An 18280-nucleotide genomic window follows, 5' to 3' on the forward strand; every position below is an offset into this window, starting at 1 on the left:
TTACGCCGCGGTTTTCTTCAATAATTATGTTTTAGGATCCAAACCGATTAGCGGATGTACCCTGAGCGTTCCAGATACAAGAGGACCTCCTGGGCTGCTTCCTCGGGAGTCATATCCGTTGTATCCAAAGTCACTTCCGGGCGTTCGGGCTCCTCGTAGGGGTCGTCGATCCCGGTAAAGTCCTTGATCAAACCAGACCTTGCCTTGGAATACAAGCCCTTCGGGTCTCTTTTTTCGCAAACGGTCAAAGGAGTGGCCACATGGATTTCTATAAATCCGCCGTGGGTTTCAATATTCCTGCGAATTTGCCTGCGAGTGGCCCCATAAGGCGCAATGGGGGCGCAAATGGCGATTCCCCGGTTTTTTGTGATTTCGCTGGCCACAAAACCAATGCGCCGCACGTTGATGTCCCGGTGCTCCTTGGAAAAGCCCAACTCGCTGGAAAGATTCTTCCGCACGATGTCTCCGTCCAAAAAGGTGACGGGGCGGCCGCCCATCTCCTGCAAGCGGGCGCAAACGAGACCGGCGATGGTGGATTTTCCGGCGCCGGAAAGGCCGGTGCAAAAGATAGTAAATCCCTGGATGGACTTGGGCGGGTAGGATCGTTCCATCTCCTTGGCCACTTCGGGGAATGTAAACCATTCTGGGGCTTTTTTGCCATCCTGAATCCGTTTGATAAACTCTTCTTCCGTCATGGACCGGATTTTTCGACCGTTGGCCTCTTTTTTAGGCACATACGCTCCGTCCTCTTCCACGTAGACCAAATCCTCAAATTGCAAGACGGACAGATTCAATTCTCCGGCGTAGGAAGCGGCCAGGCTGAATGCTGCGTCCGGGTCGTAAAACGCGGTGCAGGACTCGTCGGCTTCCGGGCTGGCGTGGCACGGCGCCACAATAAAATGGGTGCATCCGTAATTTTTACGGATTATTGCGTGGAGCAGCGCTTCCCGGGGGCCGGCGTAACGCATGGTGTAGGGAAGCAGGCTGAGGGTGATCATGGAGCCTGGGGAATATTTTTGGCAAGCCGCCAAATAGCAACGAACCCGGGTGTATGTGTCCATATCGCCGGGGCGGATTCTGCCGATGACAGGGTGCAGCAGCAGATTGGCCCGGGCGTGAGCCATGGCCCGGATGGTTTGCTCGTAGTCAGGCCGGTGCAGCACCTTTTCCGTGTGAAAGGCGACGACGCTGCGCCACCCCAGTTTTTTGAACAAGGTGCGGATTTCCTGGGGAGTATGGCGAAGCCTGCGGAATCCAAAACGCAGCGGCAGGGTGAGGACCTCCACGTCCCCGCCTATGAAATGGCTTCCCATGGTGTGAAACATGCCATCCACGCCCGGGTGGGCCGGATCGGCGGTTCCGAACACGCCTTGCGCATAGGCTTCCCGATCCACAGGCCATATGTCTTTTATGTGCATGACCGCCGGCATAAAGCCCTCGGCGTCGCGCAAAGCCACGGTTTGACCCACGGAAAGATTGGCGGCCGCATTCTCCTGCACGTCCAGGCAAATGGGTATGGGCCAGAGCAGGCCGTCCGACAACCGCATGGTTTCCAGAACCTGCTGACAATCGTTTTTGCACATGAAGCCCGTCAGCGGGGAATAAGCGCCGTTGGCTAAAAGCTCCAAATCCGAAAGCTGCGGGTCCGTAAGGACCACGCTTTCCATATCCAGGGAAAGCTCGCGCAGTTCCTCCGCCCGGCTTTCCGAAACAATCAGGTCAACCAGTTCCCCGCCATGGGGCGCTCCGATCAAGGGGTTGCTCATCTTGTCCGCCCATTCGTCCGGTAATGGGTGAGCGCGGGCTTACCAATAGGAAATACATTGAAGCCGATGTCATGCAGCGCCTGATGATCCAGGATGTTCCTGCCGTCAAACACAAAAGCGGGTTTGGTCATGCTATTGTATATTTTAGCGTAATCCAATTCTTTATAAAGAGTCCACTCGGTGAGAACCGCCAGGGCGTCGCAGTCTGCAGCCGCTTCGTAGGGGTCTTCCACGTAGCTTACCGCGTCTCCCAATTGTTTGAGGTCAATTTTGGCGTTGTCCAAAGCCTGGGGGTCGGAAACCACAACCCGGCAGTGTTCCTCGGCGAGGCGCTGGGCGATGTAGATGCCCGGGGTTTCGCGGGTGTCGCCGGTGTCGGCCTTGAAAGCAAAGCCAAGGAGGCAGATTTTCTTGCCGGCCAGGGTGTCGAACATGGTGTGGAGCATGTTCAGGACAAAGCGTTCCTTCTGGTACTCGTTGATCTTGACCACCTGCTCCCAGTAATCCGCCACTTCCTGGAGGCCGTAGCTGCGGCACAGATACACCAGGTTCAGGATGTCCTTTTTAAAGCAGGAGCCTCCGAATCCCACGCTGGATTTGAGGAACTTGTCGCCGATCCGGCCGTCCTTGCCCACGGCGTAAGCCACCCGGCTTACGTCGGCGCCTGTTTTTTCGCATAACGCGGAAATGGCGTTGATGGACGAAATTCTCTGGGCCAGAAAGGCGTTGGCCACCAGTTTGGAGAGCTCGCTGCTCCATATGTCGGAGGTGACGATGTTATCCTTGGGCACCCAGTTGGCGTAAATGGAGACCAGCTCATCCCGGGCTTTCAGGCCTTCTTCGGTGAGCCGGGAGCCGATCAACACCCGGTCCGGGCATTTCAGATCCTCTATGGCCGTGCCTTCGGCCAGAAATTCAGGATTGGAAAGCACCTGGAACTTGCCTGTTCCGTCGGTTCCCAGGATGCGCTCCATGGCCTGGGCCGTGCGAACCGGCACGGTGCTTTTTTCCACGATGATTTTCGGGGATTTAGAGCATTCCAAAATCTGGCGGGCGGTTTTTTCCCAGTATTGAAGGTCGGCCGCCATGCCTGCTCCCTCGCCGAAGGTTTTCGTCGGGGTGTTGACGCTGACGAAAATGATGTCCGCTTCTTCAATGCCTTCCTGGATGTCCGTGGAAAAAAACAGGTTCCTTCCCCGGGCTTCAAAAACCACTTCTTCCAGGCCCGGCTCGTAAATGGGCAGGTTCTGGGAGTTCCAGGCGTCGATGCGGTCCGGGTTGATGTCCACCACATGCACTTTATACTGGGGGCACTTAAAGGCGATCATCGCCATGGTGGGGCCGCCGACATAGCCGGCTCCGATGCACAAAATCCTCTTTTCAAAATCCGTCATAAACTCATAGTCCCAAATAGCTTGTCCTTGGTTACGGCGCCAAGAATGAACACAGCCCCCCAGCGTGCGTCATTCAATCCCTGGAGCACAGGGCGATATAGGCTTCCACTTCGTGGGAAGCCTGTTCGTTCAGTTCTTCAAATTGCAAGCCGCGACGCCGGATTCCAATTCCTGAAAAAGTCAGGTCATCGTGCATGGCCAGATTATCCCGCACGGTCTGACAGGGAATTTGACGCACAAAAAGGCCGCCGCCGGTCATAAAGAGATCCACGCTCTCCCCGCCGTCCGAATGGGCGGGAGCGTCCACGTCTTCCAGATACTCAAAAGACAGGCCGCCTTTGCTGATATCCCGGATGCGTCCGACAGTCGTCGACTCCGCACGGAGCGCGGCGAAACAACTTTCCGGGGTTTTGTGACGCGTATGGCGCCTGCGTTCCTTTCCGCTCATAAGGATGCCTCCTGCGACTCCGAAATTATGTGAAAAGATAAGCCTTATTCTTATCAGGTGCATAACCGGGAATCAAGAGGATTTATCCTGTTATATGCCGGAAAGCTCTTCGGCTTCCAATATCCTCATATTATTGTTTTTTAAGAGTTCAATGGCGTCTTCCATGCGGTCGAAGCGGAAAATCATGACCGCATTGCCTCCGGGAGGATTTGCATAAGCGTACATGTATTCGATGTTAACGCCGGCGCCGTTCAAAAGGTCCAAAACGGCCAGCAGGCCGCCGGGCTGGTCCATCACTTCCACGGCCGCCACGGAGGTGCGGCGCACCGTAAATCCGTTGTCCTTGAGCACATCCCGGGCGCGGGATGTATGGTTGACAATTAAACGTAAAACGCCGAAGTCGGATGTGTCGGCCAGGGACAAGGCCCTGATGTTTACGTCGGAATCCGATAGAATTCTGGCTACTTCCGCTAATCTGCCCGCCTTATTTTCAATAAAGATGGAAATCTGTTCAGCCTGCATAAAAAACCTCCTGTGGCCGGATCATTCATAACCGATTTTTCTTCAGGGCGCCACCTCCCGTCTTCCGGGCTCGGCGCAATCCACTTCGCCTTCCGCCAGACGCACGCGGGCGGTAATGCCAAGTTCCTGAATCAGGGCGTTTTCCACGTTATCCACCACCTTTTCCAACTCCTTGATTTCGTCGGAAAAAATAGTGTCGTCCATACCCAGCCAGACCTCCAGCCCCACCCGGTCGCCTTTTTTGCCCGCCAGCAAACGGCAGCAGGTCGGGGTGAAGCCCAAGGCCTTGCTGATGTGGGCCATCACCTGTGCATGATGCACTTTTACGCCCTTAATGACAACAATATTGTCCGTGCGCTCCTGATGCCAGTTGATCCGGCACAGGGTGCGGCCGCAGGAGCAGGGCTCCTGGATATACGAAACCCGATCCCCCGTGCGGAAGCGAATCAGGGGAAAAGCCCGTGTGGTAAGGGTTGTGAGGACCAGTTCGCCTTCCTCTCCGGGAGCGGCGGGCTCTCCGGTGGAGGGGTTGATGATTTCAGGGTAGAAATGGTCTTCGCTCACGTGAAGCCCTTCATGGGCCTTGCATTCAAAGGCAATGGCCGGTCCCGGGACTTCGGACAGGCCGTAATGCACCCAGGTGTCTACGTGGAGTTTGCCGGCGATGACGTCTCTGTCTTCCTGGCTGATGGGCTCACCGGCAAAAATCAGGGTTTTCAGGGCCAGTTCATTGAATTTGATGCCTTCGGCGTATAACCCCTGGCACAATTCCTCGGCCGAGGAGGGCGTGGTCACCACCACGGAGGTTTTGTAGTCCTTTAAGACCATCTGCTGCTTTTCCAAAGGAAGGGCGGTCAGCGGAATCACGCTGGCTTCCAATTCCTCGGCGCCGTCCTTGTATCCCCTGCCCCAGGAGGCCAGGCCGGGATCCAGAAAAATCTGCATGATGTCGTTGGCATTGACTCCGGCGGCCATGAGGGCGCGGGCCACCAGGCCTCTCCAAAGATCCAGGTCCTGGGCCGTATATCCTGAAACCGAAGGCGCCTGGCCCTCGCCGGGAGCGGTGTGAATGCGTACAATGTCGCGAAGGGGCACAGCGAAGAGCCCGTAGGGATAGTTTTCGGCCAAATGCCTGCGTTCGGTGAATGGGAGCTTGGCCAGATCCTCCAGGCCGCCCACGTCCAGAGGGTCTATATTCTTTTCCTTAAACGCCGCCTGATAAAAAGGAACGCTGCGGTAAGCGCGATTAAGGGTTTCCTGCAAACGCTCCAATTGATGTTGGGATCTTTGCTGGGGATCCAGATTCTCAGGAAAACCAGGGACGGCCATATTATCCTCTCCCTTCGTAAAACTTGGAATAATCTTTTCCCAAATACGCCCGTTTGACTTCTTTATCCTCCAATAACTGGGAGGCTTCTCCGGCCAGAACCATGCGGCCGGTTTCCAATACGTAGCCGCGATCCGCGATTTCCAGGGCGGCCTGGGCGTTTTGCTCGACAATCAGAATGGTCAGGCCCGTCTTCCTCAATTCGGTGAGGGTGTCGAATATTTTGCGAACCACCAGGGGCGCCAGGCCCATGGAAGGCTCGTCCAGAAGCAACAGCCTGGGACTGGCCATAAGCGCCCTGCCCACGGCCAGCATCTGCTGCTCGCCGCCGGACAAGGTGCCCGCGTTTTGCTTGGCCCGCTCCCGCAAGACGGGAAAAAGGTCCAGCATTTTCTCCAGGTCCTGCTGAACGCCTGCATGGTCCTTTTGGCGGGAACGCAAATAAGCCCCCAATTTCAGGTTGTCCAATACCGAAAGGGGCGGAAAGATGAGCCTTCCCTCCGGAACCATGGAGACGCCCCGGGCTACAATGGCCGGCGGTTTGAGGCCTGCCAGGGATTTTCCGTCAAACTGGATTTCCCCTTCCCACGAGGACAAAAGGCCGCAAATGGCCTGGAGCAGGGTGCTTTTCCCGGCTCCGTTGGCGCCGATCAGGGCCACCAATTCCCCTTGGGAGACCGAAAGGCTGACTCCGGACAAGGCCCGTATGCCCCCATAATAGCATTTGAGATTTCTAATTTGAAGCATTTTGCCTCCAGCCCCAAAGGACCGTATTTTTGCCGGGCGGGTAGAGTCCGGCTTTACATCTATCTTTTTGTTGGGTGAACCTGCGCTCAATCTTTAAAGGAGCATGGCCGCTCTTTAGTATTGACGAAAAAAACAGCTTCCCAAAAAAAATTTTTCTTGCGCAGAACCACCCAACCTACGGCTTGGCTTATTGCGATGTAGGTTGGGTTGAGCTTGCGAAACCCAACAAAATTCACCTATCAGCTTCTTGGAAGCCCGGCTGGCCAAGTCTCAAACGTCAAACGTAGATTTGACCCCATTCCTTAGGTCCCTAAATAGGCGGCGATGACCTTTTCGTCCGCCTGGACTTCCCGGGGCGCGCCTTCGGACAGCTTGGCGCCCTGGTCCAATACCACAATGCGGTCCGAAATTTCCATGGTCAGGCTCATGTCGTGCTCCACCAGAAGCAGGGTCACGCCAAGATCCCTGATCTGGCGCATGAGATCCCCCAACTGGCCGGTTTCGTTGGCGTTCAACCCGGCGGCCGGTTCGTCCAGCAGCAGGAGCTGAGGCTCGGAAGCCAAAGCCCGGGCGATTTCCACGGAGCGTTGCCATCCGAATGCCAGGTCTCCGGCCTTGCTGTCCGCCTCATGGTCCAATCCCACGAATTCCAGCCAATGCATGGCTTTTTCGCGGATTTCAGCTTCTTCGCGCCTGGTTTTGGGCAGCCTGGCGATGGCGCCCAAAAAGCCTGTTTTGGTGCGCACGTGCTGACCCACCATGACGTTTTCCAGGACGGTCATTCCCGTGAACAATTCCACGTTCTGAAAGGTTCGGGCGATGCCCATGGACACTCTCTGGAAGTTTTTCCGTTTGGCTGTGTCCTGACCCTGAAAAAAAATATGGCCCGAATCCAGGGGGAATACTCCGGTAATCAGGTTGAACAGAGTGGTCTTGCCGGCGCCGTTGGGGCCGATAAGCGCTTGGATCGCGCCTTTTTGCACTTCAAAAGACACGTCCCGGACCGCTTTGACGCCCCCAAAGGATATGGAAGCGTTCTCAATCCTTAGCAGGCTGTTTTCGTTCGATCCGGAATTTTTCATAGATATCCAATACTCCTCGGGTAAGTCCCTGGGGCAGAAAAATCATCACGCCCATGAGGATGCCCCCGTAAATCACCATTTCATAATCGGAAAACCGATGCAGCCATTCCGGCAGCATGGTCAACAGAGTCGACCCCAGCAAGGCGCCCCAGATGCTCGCCATGCCCCCGATGACCACCATGGCCACCAACTTGACGGAAACCAAAAAGCCGAAGCTGCCGGGGCTGATGAACATGACCAGGTGGGCGTACAAGAAGCCGGCCAATGCGGCGACCATGGCGCTGAACACAAAGACTTGCAGCTTGGCCTTGGCCGTATCCACGCCGACTGCAGAGGCCGCCTGCTCGCTGAAGTGGATGGCCCGCAAGGCGCGTCCCACACGGGAATTCACCAGGCGGTCGCAAATAAAAAAGGTTATGAGCACGCAGCCCCACACCACCCACAGATAGTTGCGGCCGGTGGAAAGGTCTATCCCCCACAGGCTGAGGGAGGGAATGCCCACCAAGCCGTTGGGGCCGCCGGTGATGCCGCCCCATTCCCGGAACAGGACGTGCATGATCATGCCGAAGCCCAGGGTTCCCATGCCCAGGTAGTAGCCCGAAAGTTTTAGGGTGGGCTTGCCCACGATGTACGCGATAATTCCGGATGCAGCCAGGGCGCAGGGAAGGGAGGCCCAGGGGGACCACCCCAGGTGTACGGTGAGGGCGCCCGTGGTATAGGCTCCTATGCCGTAAAATGCGGCGTGCCCCAGGGAAATTTGTCCGGCGTAGCCCATGAGCATGTTCAGCCCCACGGCGAGCAGGGTGAATATGCCGATGAAAGTGAGCTGCTGTTGATAAAAATAATTGTCCAGGAAAAGCCCGGCGAAAAAGATTACGCCCGCAAAGACGAAGAAGGCCAGGCCTTTTTTCCAAGATTGTTTCATGGCGTCAAACCAGTTTTCATTCATTCCGGCCTTGGAGCCGCAGGCGCATCAGAACCGATGGCTGGACTTTGCTCCCAGGATGCCCGTGGGCCGGATATACAGGATGAGTAATAAAAGTAAAAAGGCGATGGCGTCTTTCAGGCCTGAAGACACAAATCCCACGCCCAGGGCTTCGGCGATGCCCAAAAGCAGGCCGCCGATCAAAGCGCCCCACAGGCTACCCAATCCGCCCAGCATGGCGGCGCAAAAGCCTTTCAAGCCCAGCATGGAGCCCATGTCGTAGGTAGCCATGGTGATGGGCGCAATCATAACGCCGGCCACGGCGCCCAGGCCGGTGGCCAGGGCGAAAGCCATCAGGGTCATGCGTTCCGTGCCGATTCCCAGCAGGGAAGCGGCCTTCTTATTAATGGCGCAAGCGCTCATGGCCTTTCCGGTCAGGGTCTTTTTGTAGAAAAAGGTCAGGGCCGCCACCAAAACCGTGACTGTAATGACGATAAACAGGCTTTGGGGCAGCAAATAGGCGCCGGCGATTTCGATGGAGTCCAGCTTGAAAAACGAGGGAATGGCCAGGGGGTCCCTGCCCCATCCCACCATGCCGAGTCCCCGCAGGAAAATCGAGGCGCCCACGGTGATGATCACCAACACAATGGGATCGGGTTTGCGCACCGTGCGAATGGCCAGCCGCTCGAAGATGATTCCCGCCAGCCCTACGGCCAGCACCACCAGCACAAAGGCCAAAGGCAGGGGCAGGCCCAGGTTCAGCCACAGGGTGACCAGCAGCAAAGCCCCGAGCATGACGAACTCGCCCTGGGCGAAATTGATCAGGTCCGTGGCGCTGTACAAGGTGGAAAAGCCCAGAGCAATAACGGCGTAAATAGCGCCGTTCGTGATGCCTCCGAACAGATACTGTAAGAGTTCCTGCATCATGGCGGATTGTCCAAATATACTGAAAATATTTTGATTATAATTTAGAGGGGAGGCCGCAGCATGTGCGAGCCTCCCCTTGGGGTGCTATCATATTTCACGATGGAATGCACTGAAAAAATCCCCCGTCTCAGGGGGAGTTGTTCCGGCATGGTTTATTATTTCATAACCTTCCAGGTTCCGTCGGCGATCTCCACCATGATGAAGGAGTCGGCGCCCAGGCCGTTGTGCTCCGTGGGGGAGAAGGTGAACGTACCGGTTACGCCGATGTAACCCTGAATGGCTTCGATGTTGTCGCGGATTTTGGCTTTGTCGCCGTTGGTTCCCTTGAGGGCGATTTCCAAAATCTTCATGGCGTCGTATGCGTATCCGCCGAAGCCGGAAACGCCGGCGTTGTAGGCGGCTTTGTAATCGCCGATGTATTTGTCCAGAGCGGCTTTCTGATGGTAGTCAGCGGCCAGGGTGTCGGCGATGAGCACGGCGCCCGTGGGCAGCATGACGCCCTCGCAGGCGTCTCCCGCAATGTCAATGAACTTGGGGGAAGCCACGCCGTGGCTCATGAACAGGGGGAAGTCCAGCTTGAGCTGCTTGGCGTTCTTGGCGACGACCGCGGGTCCGGGGTTGGTTCCCCAGCACACCAGAGCGTCGGGGGCGGCCTTGCGGGCCTTGGTAAGCTGGGCGGTCATGTCGGTGTCTTTTCCGCCGTAGCTTTCGTCGCTGACCACTTCCAGGCCGAACTTGGCGGCCTGCTCGCGAAGCTGCACGGCGCCGCTGGCGCCAAAGCCGTTATCCACGCACAGGATGGCGATTTTTTTCATGCCCTGCTCTTTCATGTAGGCGTAAATGGTCGCCACGGCCTGGATGTCGCTCTGAGCGGTTTTGAACACGTAAGGCTGAATGGGGTTCACGATCCCGTTGCCGGCGGCGCAGCTGATCAAAGGCAGCCGGGCGCGCACGCACAGGGGAATCACCGCCATGGTGGTGGGGGTGGTGCTGGGACCGACAATGGCCAGGACCCTGTCCTTGTTAATCAGCTTATTGGCGAAGTTGACCGCTTCGGTGGGATCGCCCTTGGTGTCGTAGATCACGGCTTCCAGCATATGGCCGTCAATGCCGCCGGCGGCGTTGATCTGATCCACCACCATCTGCATGCTCAGTTTTTCAGGGGCGCCTAAAAAGGAAGCTCCGCCTGTCACGGAAAAGATGCCGCCGATCTTGTATGTGTCTTTCGCAAAAGCTCCAGGCGCAAATACCAAGCCCGCCATCACAATGCAAACTGCCAATGTTGCCAATGTTTTCATCTTTCCTGCTTTCATGCCGCCTCCTTATTGGGTCGTTTGGGTTAACTGCTTATGGGTTCATTACATGGTGTACAACTCATCTCCCTTGATGACTGCAAAACCTTCCGCAGTCAGCGCTTCCACGGCGCTGTCGGTGTTGTCGAACCGGAAAATCATGACCGCATTGTCGTGCCTTTGGCGCACGAACGCGTACATGTATTCCACGTTGATCTGCTTGGAATCCAAGAACTCCAGGATGCTCATGAGGCCGCCGGGCTTGTCCGAAACCTCCACGGCCACCACCCGGGTGGTGCGCACGGTGAAGGCGGCTTCTTTCAGGGCGGATTCCGCTTTTTCGTTGTCATCCACGATCAGGCGAAGAATGCCGAAATCCGAGGTGTCGGCCAGAGAAAGGGCCCGGATATTGACGGAGGCGCCGGCCAGGGTCCTGGTGACCTCGGCCAGCCTGCCTGCTTTGTTTTCGAGAAACACGGAAATTTGATCTGCAAACATAGTTAGCCTCCTGGCTTAGATTTTACGGTTGTCGATGACGCGAACGGCCTTGCCCTGGCTGCGCGCAATGGTTTTGGGCTCCACCAGCTTGACCTTGACGGACACGCCCAAGAGCTCCTTGATGTGACCGGCGATCTCGCCCTGCAGGCTCTGGAGCTGCTTGACCTCATCGGAGAAAACGCCTTCTCCCACTTCCACCTTGACGGTAAGGGTGTCCATGGCGCCTTCCCGGTCCACCACCAATTGGTAATGGGGCTCCACCTGGGAGATTTCCATGAGCACGGACTCGATCTGGGAGGGGAATACGTTCACGCCCCGGATGATGAGCATGTCGTCGGTGCGGCCGGAAACGCGGTGCATGCGCACATGGGTGCGTCCGCACACGCAGGGGCTGTAGTTGAGGCTGGAGATGTCGCGGGTCCTGTAGCGGATGACCGGGAAAGCCTCTTTGGTCAGGCTGGTGAAAATCAGCTCGCCGGTTTCTCCGGCCGCCACGTTCTTTTCCGTGTCGGGATTGATGATTTCAGGGATGAAATGGTCTTCCCACACGTGCAGGCCGGCTTTCGCCTCCTGGCATTCCTGAGCCACGCCCGGCCCCATGACTTCGGATAGGCCGTAGATGTCCACTGCGGAGAGGTGCAGCTTGCTTTCGATTTCCTTGCGCATGGCTTCGGACCAGGGTTCTGCGCCGAAAATGCCTGCGCGGAAGTTGAAATCGGCGAAATCCAGGCCGTTTTCCTCGGCTGCCTCGGCCAGATGCAGGGCGTAGGACGGGGTGCACGTGAGGATGGAAGGACGGAAATCCTTCATGATAAGCACCTGGCGTTCGGTCATGCCGCCGGAAATGGGGATGACGGAGGCGCCCAGGCATTCCGAGCCGTAATGCACGCCCAGGCCGCCGGTGAACAGGCCGTAGCCGTAGGCGTTGTGAATGATGTCGTCCCGGGTGGCGCCGCCGGCTTGCAGGGAGCGGGCCATGAGTTCGGCCCAGGTGGAGATGTCGCGGGCCGTGTAGCCGACCACCGTGGGCTGTCCGGTGGTTCCGGAGGAAGCGTGGATGCGTACCACGTTGTCCATGGGTACGGCGAACATGCCGAAGGGGTAGTTGTCGCGAAGGTCCTGCTTGGTGGTGAAGGGCAGTTTTTGGATGTCCTCCAGCTTCTGGATGTCGGCTGGCTTTATGCCCGCTTCATCGTATTTTTTTCGATAAAAAGGCACATTGTTGTAGGCTCTTTCCACTACCGCCTTAAGCCTGCGCAACTGGATGGCTTCGATAGCCTCCCTGGGAAGCGTTTCAAATTCCATGTTAAAAATCATACCCTTAGTCCTCCTTCGTCGCCCATGAATCATGGGTTTGTTAAACGTTTAAAACCCTAAAAATGCAAAAAGGCCGTGGGATTAGCTTCCCACGGCCTATAATAAACTACTACTAGCCACGGGAGGCGTGCTGTCTACCCGCGGCTGGCAACGTGTCAGTTATTGATCATGTTGCCATCTCGCGAGCAGACCTGGTAAAATAAAAAAAGAAAAAAAAGGTACCAGACATCTGCCGCCCGATTCGTAGCTATATGTTTTATAATTTAACCATTAAGGTTAACGGTTCGATACCAGGAGCAAAAGGCTCTGTCAAGAAAAAAATAGCAGGGGTTTCCGCCGGCCTTGCCAGGATTTTCCCCTTGTGATATCGCCAAGCCATTGCGCCCATGTTTGTTTTCATTTTCCCATTGTTGATTGTGGAGGACATCATGACCGTAAAAACTTTGCTGGAAAAAGCCGCCAAGTACGAAATTGAACCATATAAAAAGATCAGAAATCTTCCGGCAACCCACGTCCCATACACTGGAGCGCCCCAAAAGCACTCCTCGGACAAGGAAAAATTGATTTTGATCGTGGACCCTTTTTCGTCTGACGCTTTTTACTACGAATTCGCCATGGCGGACATCGACCATGCGGAAAAGCTCCCCAGCCTCGTCAACTCGGACGGGGACAGCGTGACCATGGTCCGCATCTGGGTGCGCAAAGGCAGCCTGGCCGTCCGGTGCACGCCATTTATGGTGGAGGACACCCGGCAAAAAATGAAAGAAGCGGGCATCCCCCACGGATGGCTGATCAAAGAGGATAACGGTTTATGAGCGGAAATTACGCTGCTATCATTCAGGATAATATTAAGGCCCTGTACAAGAACGAAACCAGAAACGCCGAAGCGGCCATTGGGGCGGAAAGGAACGGGGACGAAATCCTGTTCAAGGCTTTCGGAGGCCAGTGCCTCATTACCCCCGAAGGCATTTCTCTGGACGGCCGGCCCCTGACCGATCCCTCCGGGGTGGTGGTCTCGCTGTATGCGCTTCACGCAACGGAATTACCCATGAAGGAGCAGCCCTTCAAGGCTTTCAAGGAAATGGACGACAGCATGCCCTACGCAGGGGCCTTCGCCACGCATACGGAAAACATCCTGGTCCCCAGGGTGGAAGCCATCAAAGCCAAGCTGGACGTGATTCCGGAGAAGTTGGACGGGACAGCCGGACCGGATGACATGCCGGGCGATTTTTCCATGGTGGTCCAACCATTGCCGAAAATCCGCCTGTGCTACATTTTTTACTTGCCGGACGATGATTTTCCTGCTTCCGTTACGTGCTTGTTTTCTAACAACGCGGGAAGCCATATGCCCACGGACGGGCTGGCAGACGTGGGAGAATACACCTCCCGGACAATTTTAAACTTGCTGTAAACAGGGAGGCGCGCCTCCGGGGATTATCATCCCGAAAAATCAGGATAAAACAATGCATACCAAAAGACCTGTGGTTCTGCTGATCAGGGACGGCTGGGGCATCGGAGACGGCGGGAAAGGCGACGCCGTGGCCGCCGCCAGGACGCCGCACTTCAAGCATTTGCTGGAAACCTATCCCCATTGCACCATCGACGCGTCCGGAGAGCCCGTCGGGGTCCGGGCGGGCGCCCAGGGGTCCTCGGAAGTGGGTCACCTGAACATGGGGGCCGGCAGGATCGTCATGCAGGAAATCGTCCGGGTGGACCAGATGATTCGCAGCGGGGAGTTGTTTGAGACTCCCCTGGTGAAGGCGGCCCTGGAAAACTGCAAAAAAAACGACTCCGCCCTGCATCTCATGGGCCTGGTCCAGGACCAGGGCGTGCACGCAGTGCAGGATCATCTGCACGCCTTTTTGGGATGGGCGGCCGAAAACGGCCTTAAAAAGGTCTATGTGCATTTTTTCAGCGACGGCAGGGACACGCCGCCCCAAAGCGCCCTCACCTACCTGGAAAGGCTGGAGAACAAAATGGCCGAACTGGGCGTGGGCCGGGTCGCCAGCGTCATGGGCCGGTATTACGCCATGGATCGGGGCCAGAATTACGACCGCACCCAAAAAGCCTATGACGCCCTCATGCAGGGAACGGGGCTCAGGGCGAAATCCGCCAGGGAAGCCATCGAGCAGGCCTATGAGCGCGCAAAAACCCAGCAGGGAGGCGACGTTCCGCCGGAAACCGACGAGTTCATCCAGCCCACCATGATCGAGGACGACTGCGGGGACTGCGGCGGCATGATTCGGCCGGGAGATTCGGTCATCCATACCAATTTCCGGCAGGACCGGGCCATCCAGTTGGCTCAGGCTTTTGTGGAGCCGGATTTCAAGGAGTTCGACCGGGGACCGGTCCCGGAGGTGTTTTTCGCCGGGCTTACCAGGTATTACGACGAGTTCACCCAGGCCATTATCCCGCCCATGAACATGGCCAACCTGCTTGGCAAGGTGCTGGCGGATCACGGCCTGTGGCAGCTGAGGATTTCCGAGTATCAGAAGTATCGCCACGTCACCAGCTTCTTCAACGGCAAGCTGGTCGCGCCTTATCCCAAGGAGGACCGGGTTTTGGTGGAGTCCATCAGCATTCCGGAAAACCAAAAGCCCGAAATGAGCGTGTACGAAGTCACGGACCTGGTCCTGGAGGCCGTCACCGGCAGCATCGATTCGCTCAGGAGCAAGGCGCAGAATACGGAGAAAACCACCTTGAGCATGGAGGAAAACTCGGTAGACGGCGGAGATCGGCTAAAGAAGGGTTACGACTTCATCGCCATCAATTTCGCCAACTGCGACATGGTGGGCCACACCGGCGACTTTGACGCCGTGGTCAAGGCCGTGGAGGCCGTGGACGAATGCGTGGAAAAGGTCTGCGACGCGGTTCTGGCCGTGGACGGGATAGTAATGGTCACGGCGGACCACGGCAACGCGGAGCAGATGATCGACCCGGCCACCGGCGGGATTCAGACCGCCCATACCACCAGCCCCGTGCATTTTTTCTGGGTGGCGAACGATGCTGATTCCTGCAACTTGGTGGACCACGGCAAGCTGTCGGACATCGCCGTGACGATTTTGGAGCTCATGCAGCTGCCTGTGCCGGAAGAAATGACGGCGGCAAGTTTGCTTAAGCCCTGTGAAATGTAATAAACTGTTTTTTTTTAATAAACTGACTTTCAGGATTGGATGAGAAGAATAGAAACCGGATTATTTACTTGGCCCCTGTGACTTGTTTGTAAAGGAAGCCCGACAATCTTCGTCCCTTCCCCCCCTGGCGGGGGAAGGACAGGATGGGGGGGGAGTTTGAGTGTTTGCAAGAACGTCACCCCCACCCCAGCCTTCCCCCGTCAAGGGGGAGGGGGCTTTTGTGCGGCTGCAGGGCCTTTGAATCTTTTCTTGCCTGTTTGGCGCTGCCAAATCACCGAGGAAAAAATCCGTTCCGGAAAGACAGATTGAGGGGATGTGTTAATAGTGGGAGTGGAGGTTGGTTTACCTGCGACCGGATGAATGTGGAGCGGCGGGCGATCCCAACTCCGTTTTTTTCAATTGGGGGAAAGGATTTTCTTTTTAGAAAGGACACTTCTTGATGAAACGTATTTTTACCATTTTATTCACCCTTGTGTTTTTGGCGGGAATGGCCCAGGCCGGTTGGTTTGACGACAAACTGAAGGGCGCCCTGCAAAAAGCCGGGGAGAGGGGCATTGAAGAAGCGGTTGACGGAGCCTATGAAGGCGGAAAAAACGCCGGCAAAGAGGCTATAGAGGAAGCGCAGGAAGAGGATGAAGAGGAAATGACCCAGGAGGACATGGAAAACCTGAAGGCGTACCAGCAGTCCTCCCAGAGCTATCAGACGCAAGCCCAGCCGGCGGCGATTGAACCCTCTCCGGCGCAAGGCGTGATCGAGGAAATCGACCGGGACTCCATCAACATGAAGGAGGGAAACTGGAAGACCACCATGATCATGCAGGCCAACGGCTTTACCATGCCGCCCCAGAATTACACCACCTGCCTGACCCGGGAGAACATCGTACCCCAGGAAAAACCGGACGACGGCGAATGCAGAATCACCGGTTTGAAGGCCAAAGGCGACACCGTTTACTGGACCATGGAATGCATAGACCCGGAATCCGCCACATACTCCCAGGGCGAGATTACATACCACGGTAAAACCTTTGAAGGGACCGTGGTCATTACCGTAAAACCCAAAGAGGGGGGCATGATGACTATGCATAATAGCATGAAGGGCCAATACCTGGGCCCCTGCCCGGAATAGGAGAAATCATGGATGATTTGCAGTTTTACGTTGTGGAAAAAAAACCGCCCATCGCCTGGGTGTACCTGAACAGGCCTGAAAAGAAAAACGCCATGAACCCGCCTGCGTGGCGCGAGGCGCCCATAATTTTCAAAGACCTGGACCAGGATCCGGAAATCCGGGTGATCATCGTGGCCGGCAAAGGCAGTTGCTTTTCCGCAGGCATCGACCTCATGGCCATGACCAACGAGCTTCCGGAACTCATGGATCCCAACCAAAAAGGCGGAACCAAATGGAGCCTGGTGCATAAAATCTACGAGCTCCAGGAAACCATCACCTGCATTGAAAAATGCCGCAAGCCCGTCATCGCGGCTGTGCACGGAAACTGCATCGGCGCGGGCCTGGACATGATCACGGCCTGCGACGTCCGCATCTGCTCCAAAGACGCCACCTTCTCTTTGAAGGAAGCCGCCGTGGCCATCGTGGCCGACGTGGGCGTGCTCCAGCGCATCCCCCACATTGTGGGCCAGGGCCACGCCAGGGAGCTTGCCTATACCGCCCGGCTCATCGACGCCCAAAGGGCCAAGGACATCCTGTTGGTCAACGACGTTTACGAAGATCATGAGGCTTTAATGGAAGCAGCGGAAAAGCTGGCCGTGGAAATGGCCGACAACGCGCCTTTGGCGGTCATGGCCTGCAAGAACGTGTTGAACTACGGCATTGGAAAATCCATCGAGGACGGCCTGAAATACGTGGGCCTCATCAGCACGGACATCATCCCGTCGGATGATCTGTACGAAGCCGTGGGCGCCTTCGCCGAAAAGCGCAAACCCAAATATACGGGGAAATAATCTTTCCCGTTTTCCGTATGATTTACAAAGGGCCGTGGATTATTCCGCGGCCCTTCATTGCTCATAAAAAATTAGCTAACTGGGTCATTACCTTGCGGAAGGCTAACCTCTGTATCACTCAAAAGAATAAATCCATGAACAAATAGACCATTTTCGAAATGAGCCACGCGTACATAAAATTTGTCATCCTTCAATCCCTGCACCATATAGCTGAAACGAACTTGAAACAGTCCTTCAGGTGTCTGTCCTAACAATTGACTATTCATATCTGCTTTCTGGTAAATTGGAATTCCCTCCCTACGCAATTTTACATAGGATGGGTTTTCTGGAGGAGTTTTATTTTTCATCATGTTATGGTCATGAGCAATAAACAAACGGATTGTTGCATCTAATACATACGCTGCATTTAATTTTGCGTTATCATCCGAAAATATGCAGTTTTCGAACCTCACAACCCAGGATGATTCAGCATTTCGTCTATATACTCTTGGTGTTAAACGAAAGACAGTAAGCCTTCAGGGGGTAGTTAGCCCAGGTTGCTGATCCATGCAAGGTCTGTGGGTTGGCTTTTCAGGAAGTCGGAGATAATTTGGACGAGTCTGGGATACACAGGAAGGCCGCGCATTCTTAAGGTATGTTTGAGGCTTAGGATGCGTTCCACCCAGCGGTCTCCTTTTTCGCTTTGGGTTCCCAGGCTCCGTTTGCGCCAGATCACCCCGTAACGCAAGGCCCTTTCCGCCCGGTTGTTGGTAGGGTCAACGCCCGGTTCGGACAGGCAAAGCCAAAGGCTTTCCATTTCCAGCATGAGTCTGCGCGCAAAAACTCCGGCGTCGTCCCGGCGTTCTTGATGCTTGTTCAAAAGCCCCTTGAAACGGGCGATGAAGGCCCGCCATTCTCCAATCGTCGGGGGTTCATAGGCCCATTTTACAATCAAGGAAAGTTCGG

At 55.9% G+C, this 18280-nt stretch carries 19 protein-coding genes; 5 read left to right on the forward strand and 14 right to left on the reverse strand.

The annotated features are described in order from the left end of the window. Nucleotides 1–47: 47 nt before the first annotated feature. The 12 genes from G491_RS0102070 to G491_RS0102125 all read right to left on the reverse strand — a co-directional run bounded on the left by G491_RS0102070 (nucleotide 48) and on the right by G491_RS0102125 (nucleotide 12245). Complete coding sequence (locus tag G491_RS0102070) at nucleotides 48–1766, reverse strand: bifunctional sulfate adenylyltransferase/adenylylsulfate kinase (RefSeq protein ID WP_028313402.1); 1719 nt, start codon at nucleotides 1764–1766, stop codon at nucleotides 48–50. Beyond that, complete coding sequence (locus G491_RS0102075) at nucleotides 1763–3160, reverse strand: nucleotide sugar dehydrogenase (protein WP_028313403.1); 1398 nt, start codon at nucleotides 3158–3160, stop codon at nucleotides 1763–1765. The genes G491_RS0102070 and G491_RS0102075 overlap by 4 nt, the downstream gene beginning before the upstream one ends. 73 nt (nucleotides 3161–3233) lie before the next feature. Further along, entirely contained in the window at nucleotides 3234–3608 is a 375-nt protein-coding gene (locus G491_RS0102080; protein ID WP_028313404.1) for a PilZ domain-containing protein, read from the reverse strand. A gap of 90 nt (nucleotides 3609–3698) precedes the next feature. Beyond that, the gene (locus G491_RS0102085; protein ID WP_012610834.1) at nucleotides 3699–4130 is read right to left on the reverse strand and encodes an ACT domain-containing protein; all 432 of its coding nucleotides are present in this window, start codon (nucleotides 4128–4130) and stop codon (nucleotides 3699–3701) included. 42 nt (nucleotides 4131–4172) lie between these two features. Then, nucleotides 4173–5459, reverse strand: a complete 1287-nt coding sequence (locus tag G491_RS0102090; protein WP_028313405.1) for a phenylacetate--CoA ligase family protein — start codon at nucleotides 5457–5459, stop codon at nucleotides 4173–4175. A gap of 1 nt (nucleotide 5460) precedes the next feature. Continuing rightward, on the reverse strand, nucleotides 5461–6204 hold the full coding sequence (locus G491_RS0102095) for an ABC transporter ATP-binding protein (protein ID WP_028313406.1): 744 nt from the start codon (nucleotides 6202–6204) through the stop codon (nucleotides 5461–5463). Nucleotides 6205–6506: 302 nt separating this feature from the next. Continuing rightward, nucleotides 6507–7286, reverse strand: a complete 780-nt coding sequence (locus G491_RS0102100; RefSeq protein ID WP_028313407.1) for an ABC transporter ATP-binding protein — start codon at nucleotides 7284–7286, stop codon at nucleotides 6507–6509. Continuing rightward, nucleotides 7243–8235, reverse strand: coding sequence for a branched-chain amino acid ABC transporter permease (locus G491_RS0102105; protein ID WP_028313408.1), 993 nt, complete (start codon nucleotides 8233–8235; stop codon nucleotides 7243–7245). The genes G491_RS0102100 and G491_RS0102105 overlap by 44 nt, the downstream gene beginning before the upstream one ends. Before the next feature lie 24 nt (nucleotides 8236–8259). Continuing rightward, nucleotides 8260–9138, reverse strand: coding sequence for a branched-chain amino acid ABC transporter permease (locus tag G491_RS0102110; RefSeq protein WP_012610839.1), 879 nt, complete (start codon nucleotides 9136–9138; stop codon nucleotides 8260–8262). A gap of 155 nt (nucleotides 9139–9293) precedes the next feature. After that, nucleotides 9294–10451 (reverse strand): ABC transporter substrate-binding protein, encoded by a 1158-nt coding sequence (locus G491_RS0102115; protein ID WP_157467913.1) that lies wholly within the window; start codon nucleotides 10449–10451, stop codon nucleotides 9294–9296. Between the two features lie 45 nt (nucleotides 10452–10496). Beyond that, a complete protein-coding gene (locus G491_RS0102120; protein ID WP_028313411.1) occupies nucleotides 10497–10928 on the reverse strand; it encodes an ACT domain-containing protein in 432 nt (143 codons plus the stop codon). 15 nt (nucleotides 10929–10943) lie between these two features. Continuing rightward, nucleotides 10944–12245: a phenylacetate--CoA ligase family protein gene (locus G491_RS0102125; RefSeq protein ID WP_012610842.1), complete on the reverse strand. Its 1302-nt coding sequence runs from the start codon at nucleotides 12243–12245 to the stop codon at nucleotides 10944–10946. Between the two features lie 428 nt (nucleotides 12246–12673). On the opposite strand from G491_RS0102125, the gene G491_RS0102130 reads away from it, so the two are divergent. The 5 genes from G491_RS0102130 to G491_RS0102150 all read left to right on the forward strand — a co-directional run bounded on the left by G491_RS0102130 (nucleotide 12674) and on the right by G491_RS0102150 (nucleotide 17335). Beyond that, nucleotides 12674–13060, forward strand: coding sequence for a hypothetical protein (locus G491_RS0102130; RefSeq protein ID WP_012610843.1), 387 nt, complete (start codon nucleotides 12674–12676; stop codon nucleotides 13058–13060). Then, a complete protein-coding gene (locus tag G491_RS0102135) occupies nucleotides 13057–13656 on the forward strand; it encodes a DUF3786 domain-containing protein (RefSeq protein WP_028313412.1) in 600 nt (199 codons plus the stop codon). Before G491_RS0102130 ends, G491_RS0102135 begins: the two co-directional genes overlap by 4 nt. Before the next feature lie 52 nt (nucleotides 13657–13708). Further along, nucleotides 13709–15379: a 2,3-bisphosphoglycerate-independent phosphoglycerate mutase gene (gene gpmI / locus G491_RS0102140; RefSeq protein WP_028313413.1), complete on the forward strand. Its 1671-nt coding sequence runs from the start codon at nucleotides 13709–13711 to the stop codon at nucleotides 15377–15379. Nucleotides 15380–15818: 439 nt separating this feature from the next. Continuing rightward, nucleotides 15819–16505, forward strand: a complete 687-nt coding sequence (locus G491_RS0102145) for a DUF3617 domain-containing protein (RefSeq protein ID WP_028313414.1) — start codon at nucleotides 15819–15821, stop codon at nucleotides 16503–16505. Between the two features lie 8 nt (nucleotides 16506–16513). Continuing rightward, on the forward strand, nucleotides 16514–17335 hold the full coding sequence (locus tag G491_RS0102150) for a crotonase/enoyl-CoA hydratase family protein (RefSeq protein ID WP_028313415.1): 822 nt from the start codon (nucleotides 16514–16516) through the stop codon (nucleotides 17333–17335). A gap of 71 nt (nucleotides 17336–17406) precedes the next feature. Here G491_RS0102150 and G491_RS35235 read toward each other — a convergent pair whose 3' ends face one another. Together G491_RS35235 and G491_RS36225 are read right to left on the reverse strand one after the other, a co-directional pair. Continuing rightward, nucleotides 17407–17685 (reverse strand): hypothetical protein, encoded by a 279-nt coding sequence (locus tag G491_RS35235; RefSeq protein WP_157467916.1) that lies wholly within the window; start codon nucleotides 17683–17685, stop codon nucleotides 17407–17409. 176 nt (nucleotides 17686–17861) lie between these two features. Then, the coding region (locus G491_RS36225) for an IS66 family transposase (RefSeq protein WP_157467919.1) at nucleotides 17862–18280 on the reverse strand (419 nt) is incomplete at its 5' end.

The sequence above is a fragment of the Desulfatibacillum aliphaticivorans DSM 15576 genome, from assembly GCF_000429905.1.
Lineage (GTDB): Bacteria > Desulfobacterota > Desulfobacteria > Desulfobacterales > Desulfatibacillaceae > Desulfatibacillum > Desulfatibacillum aliphaticivorans.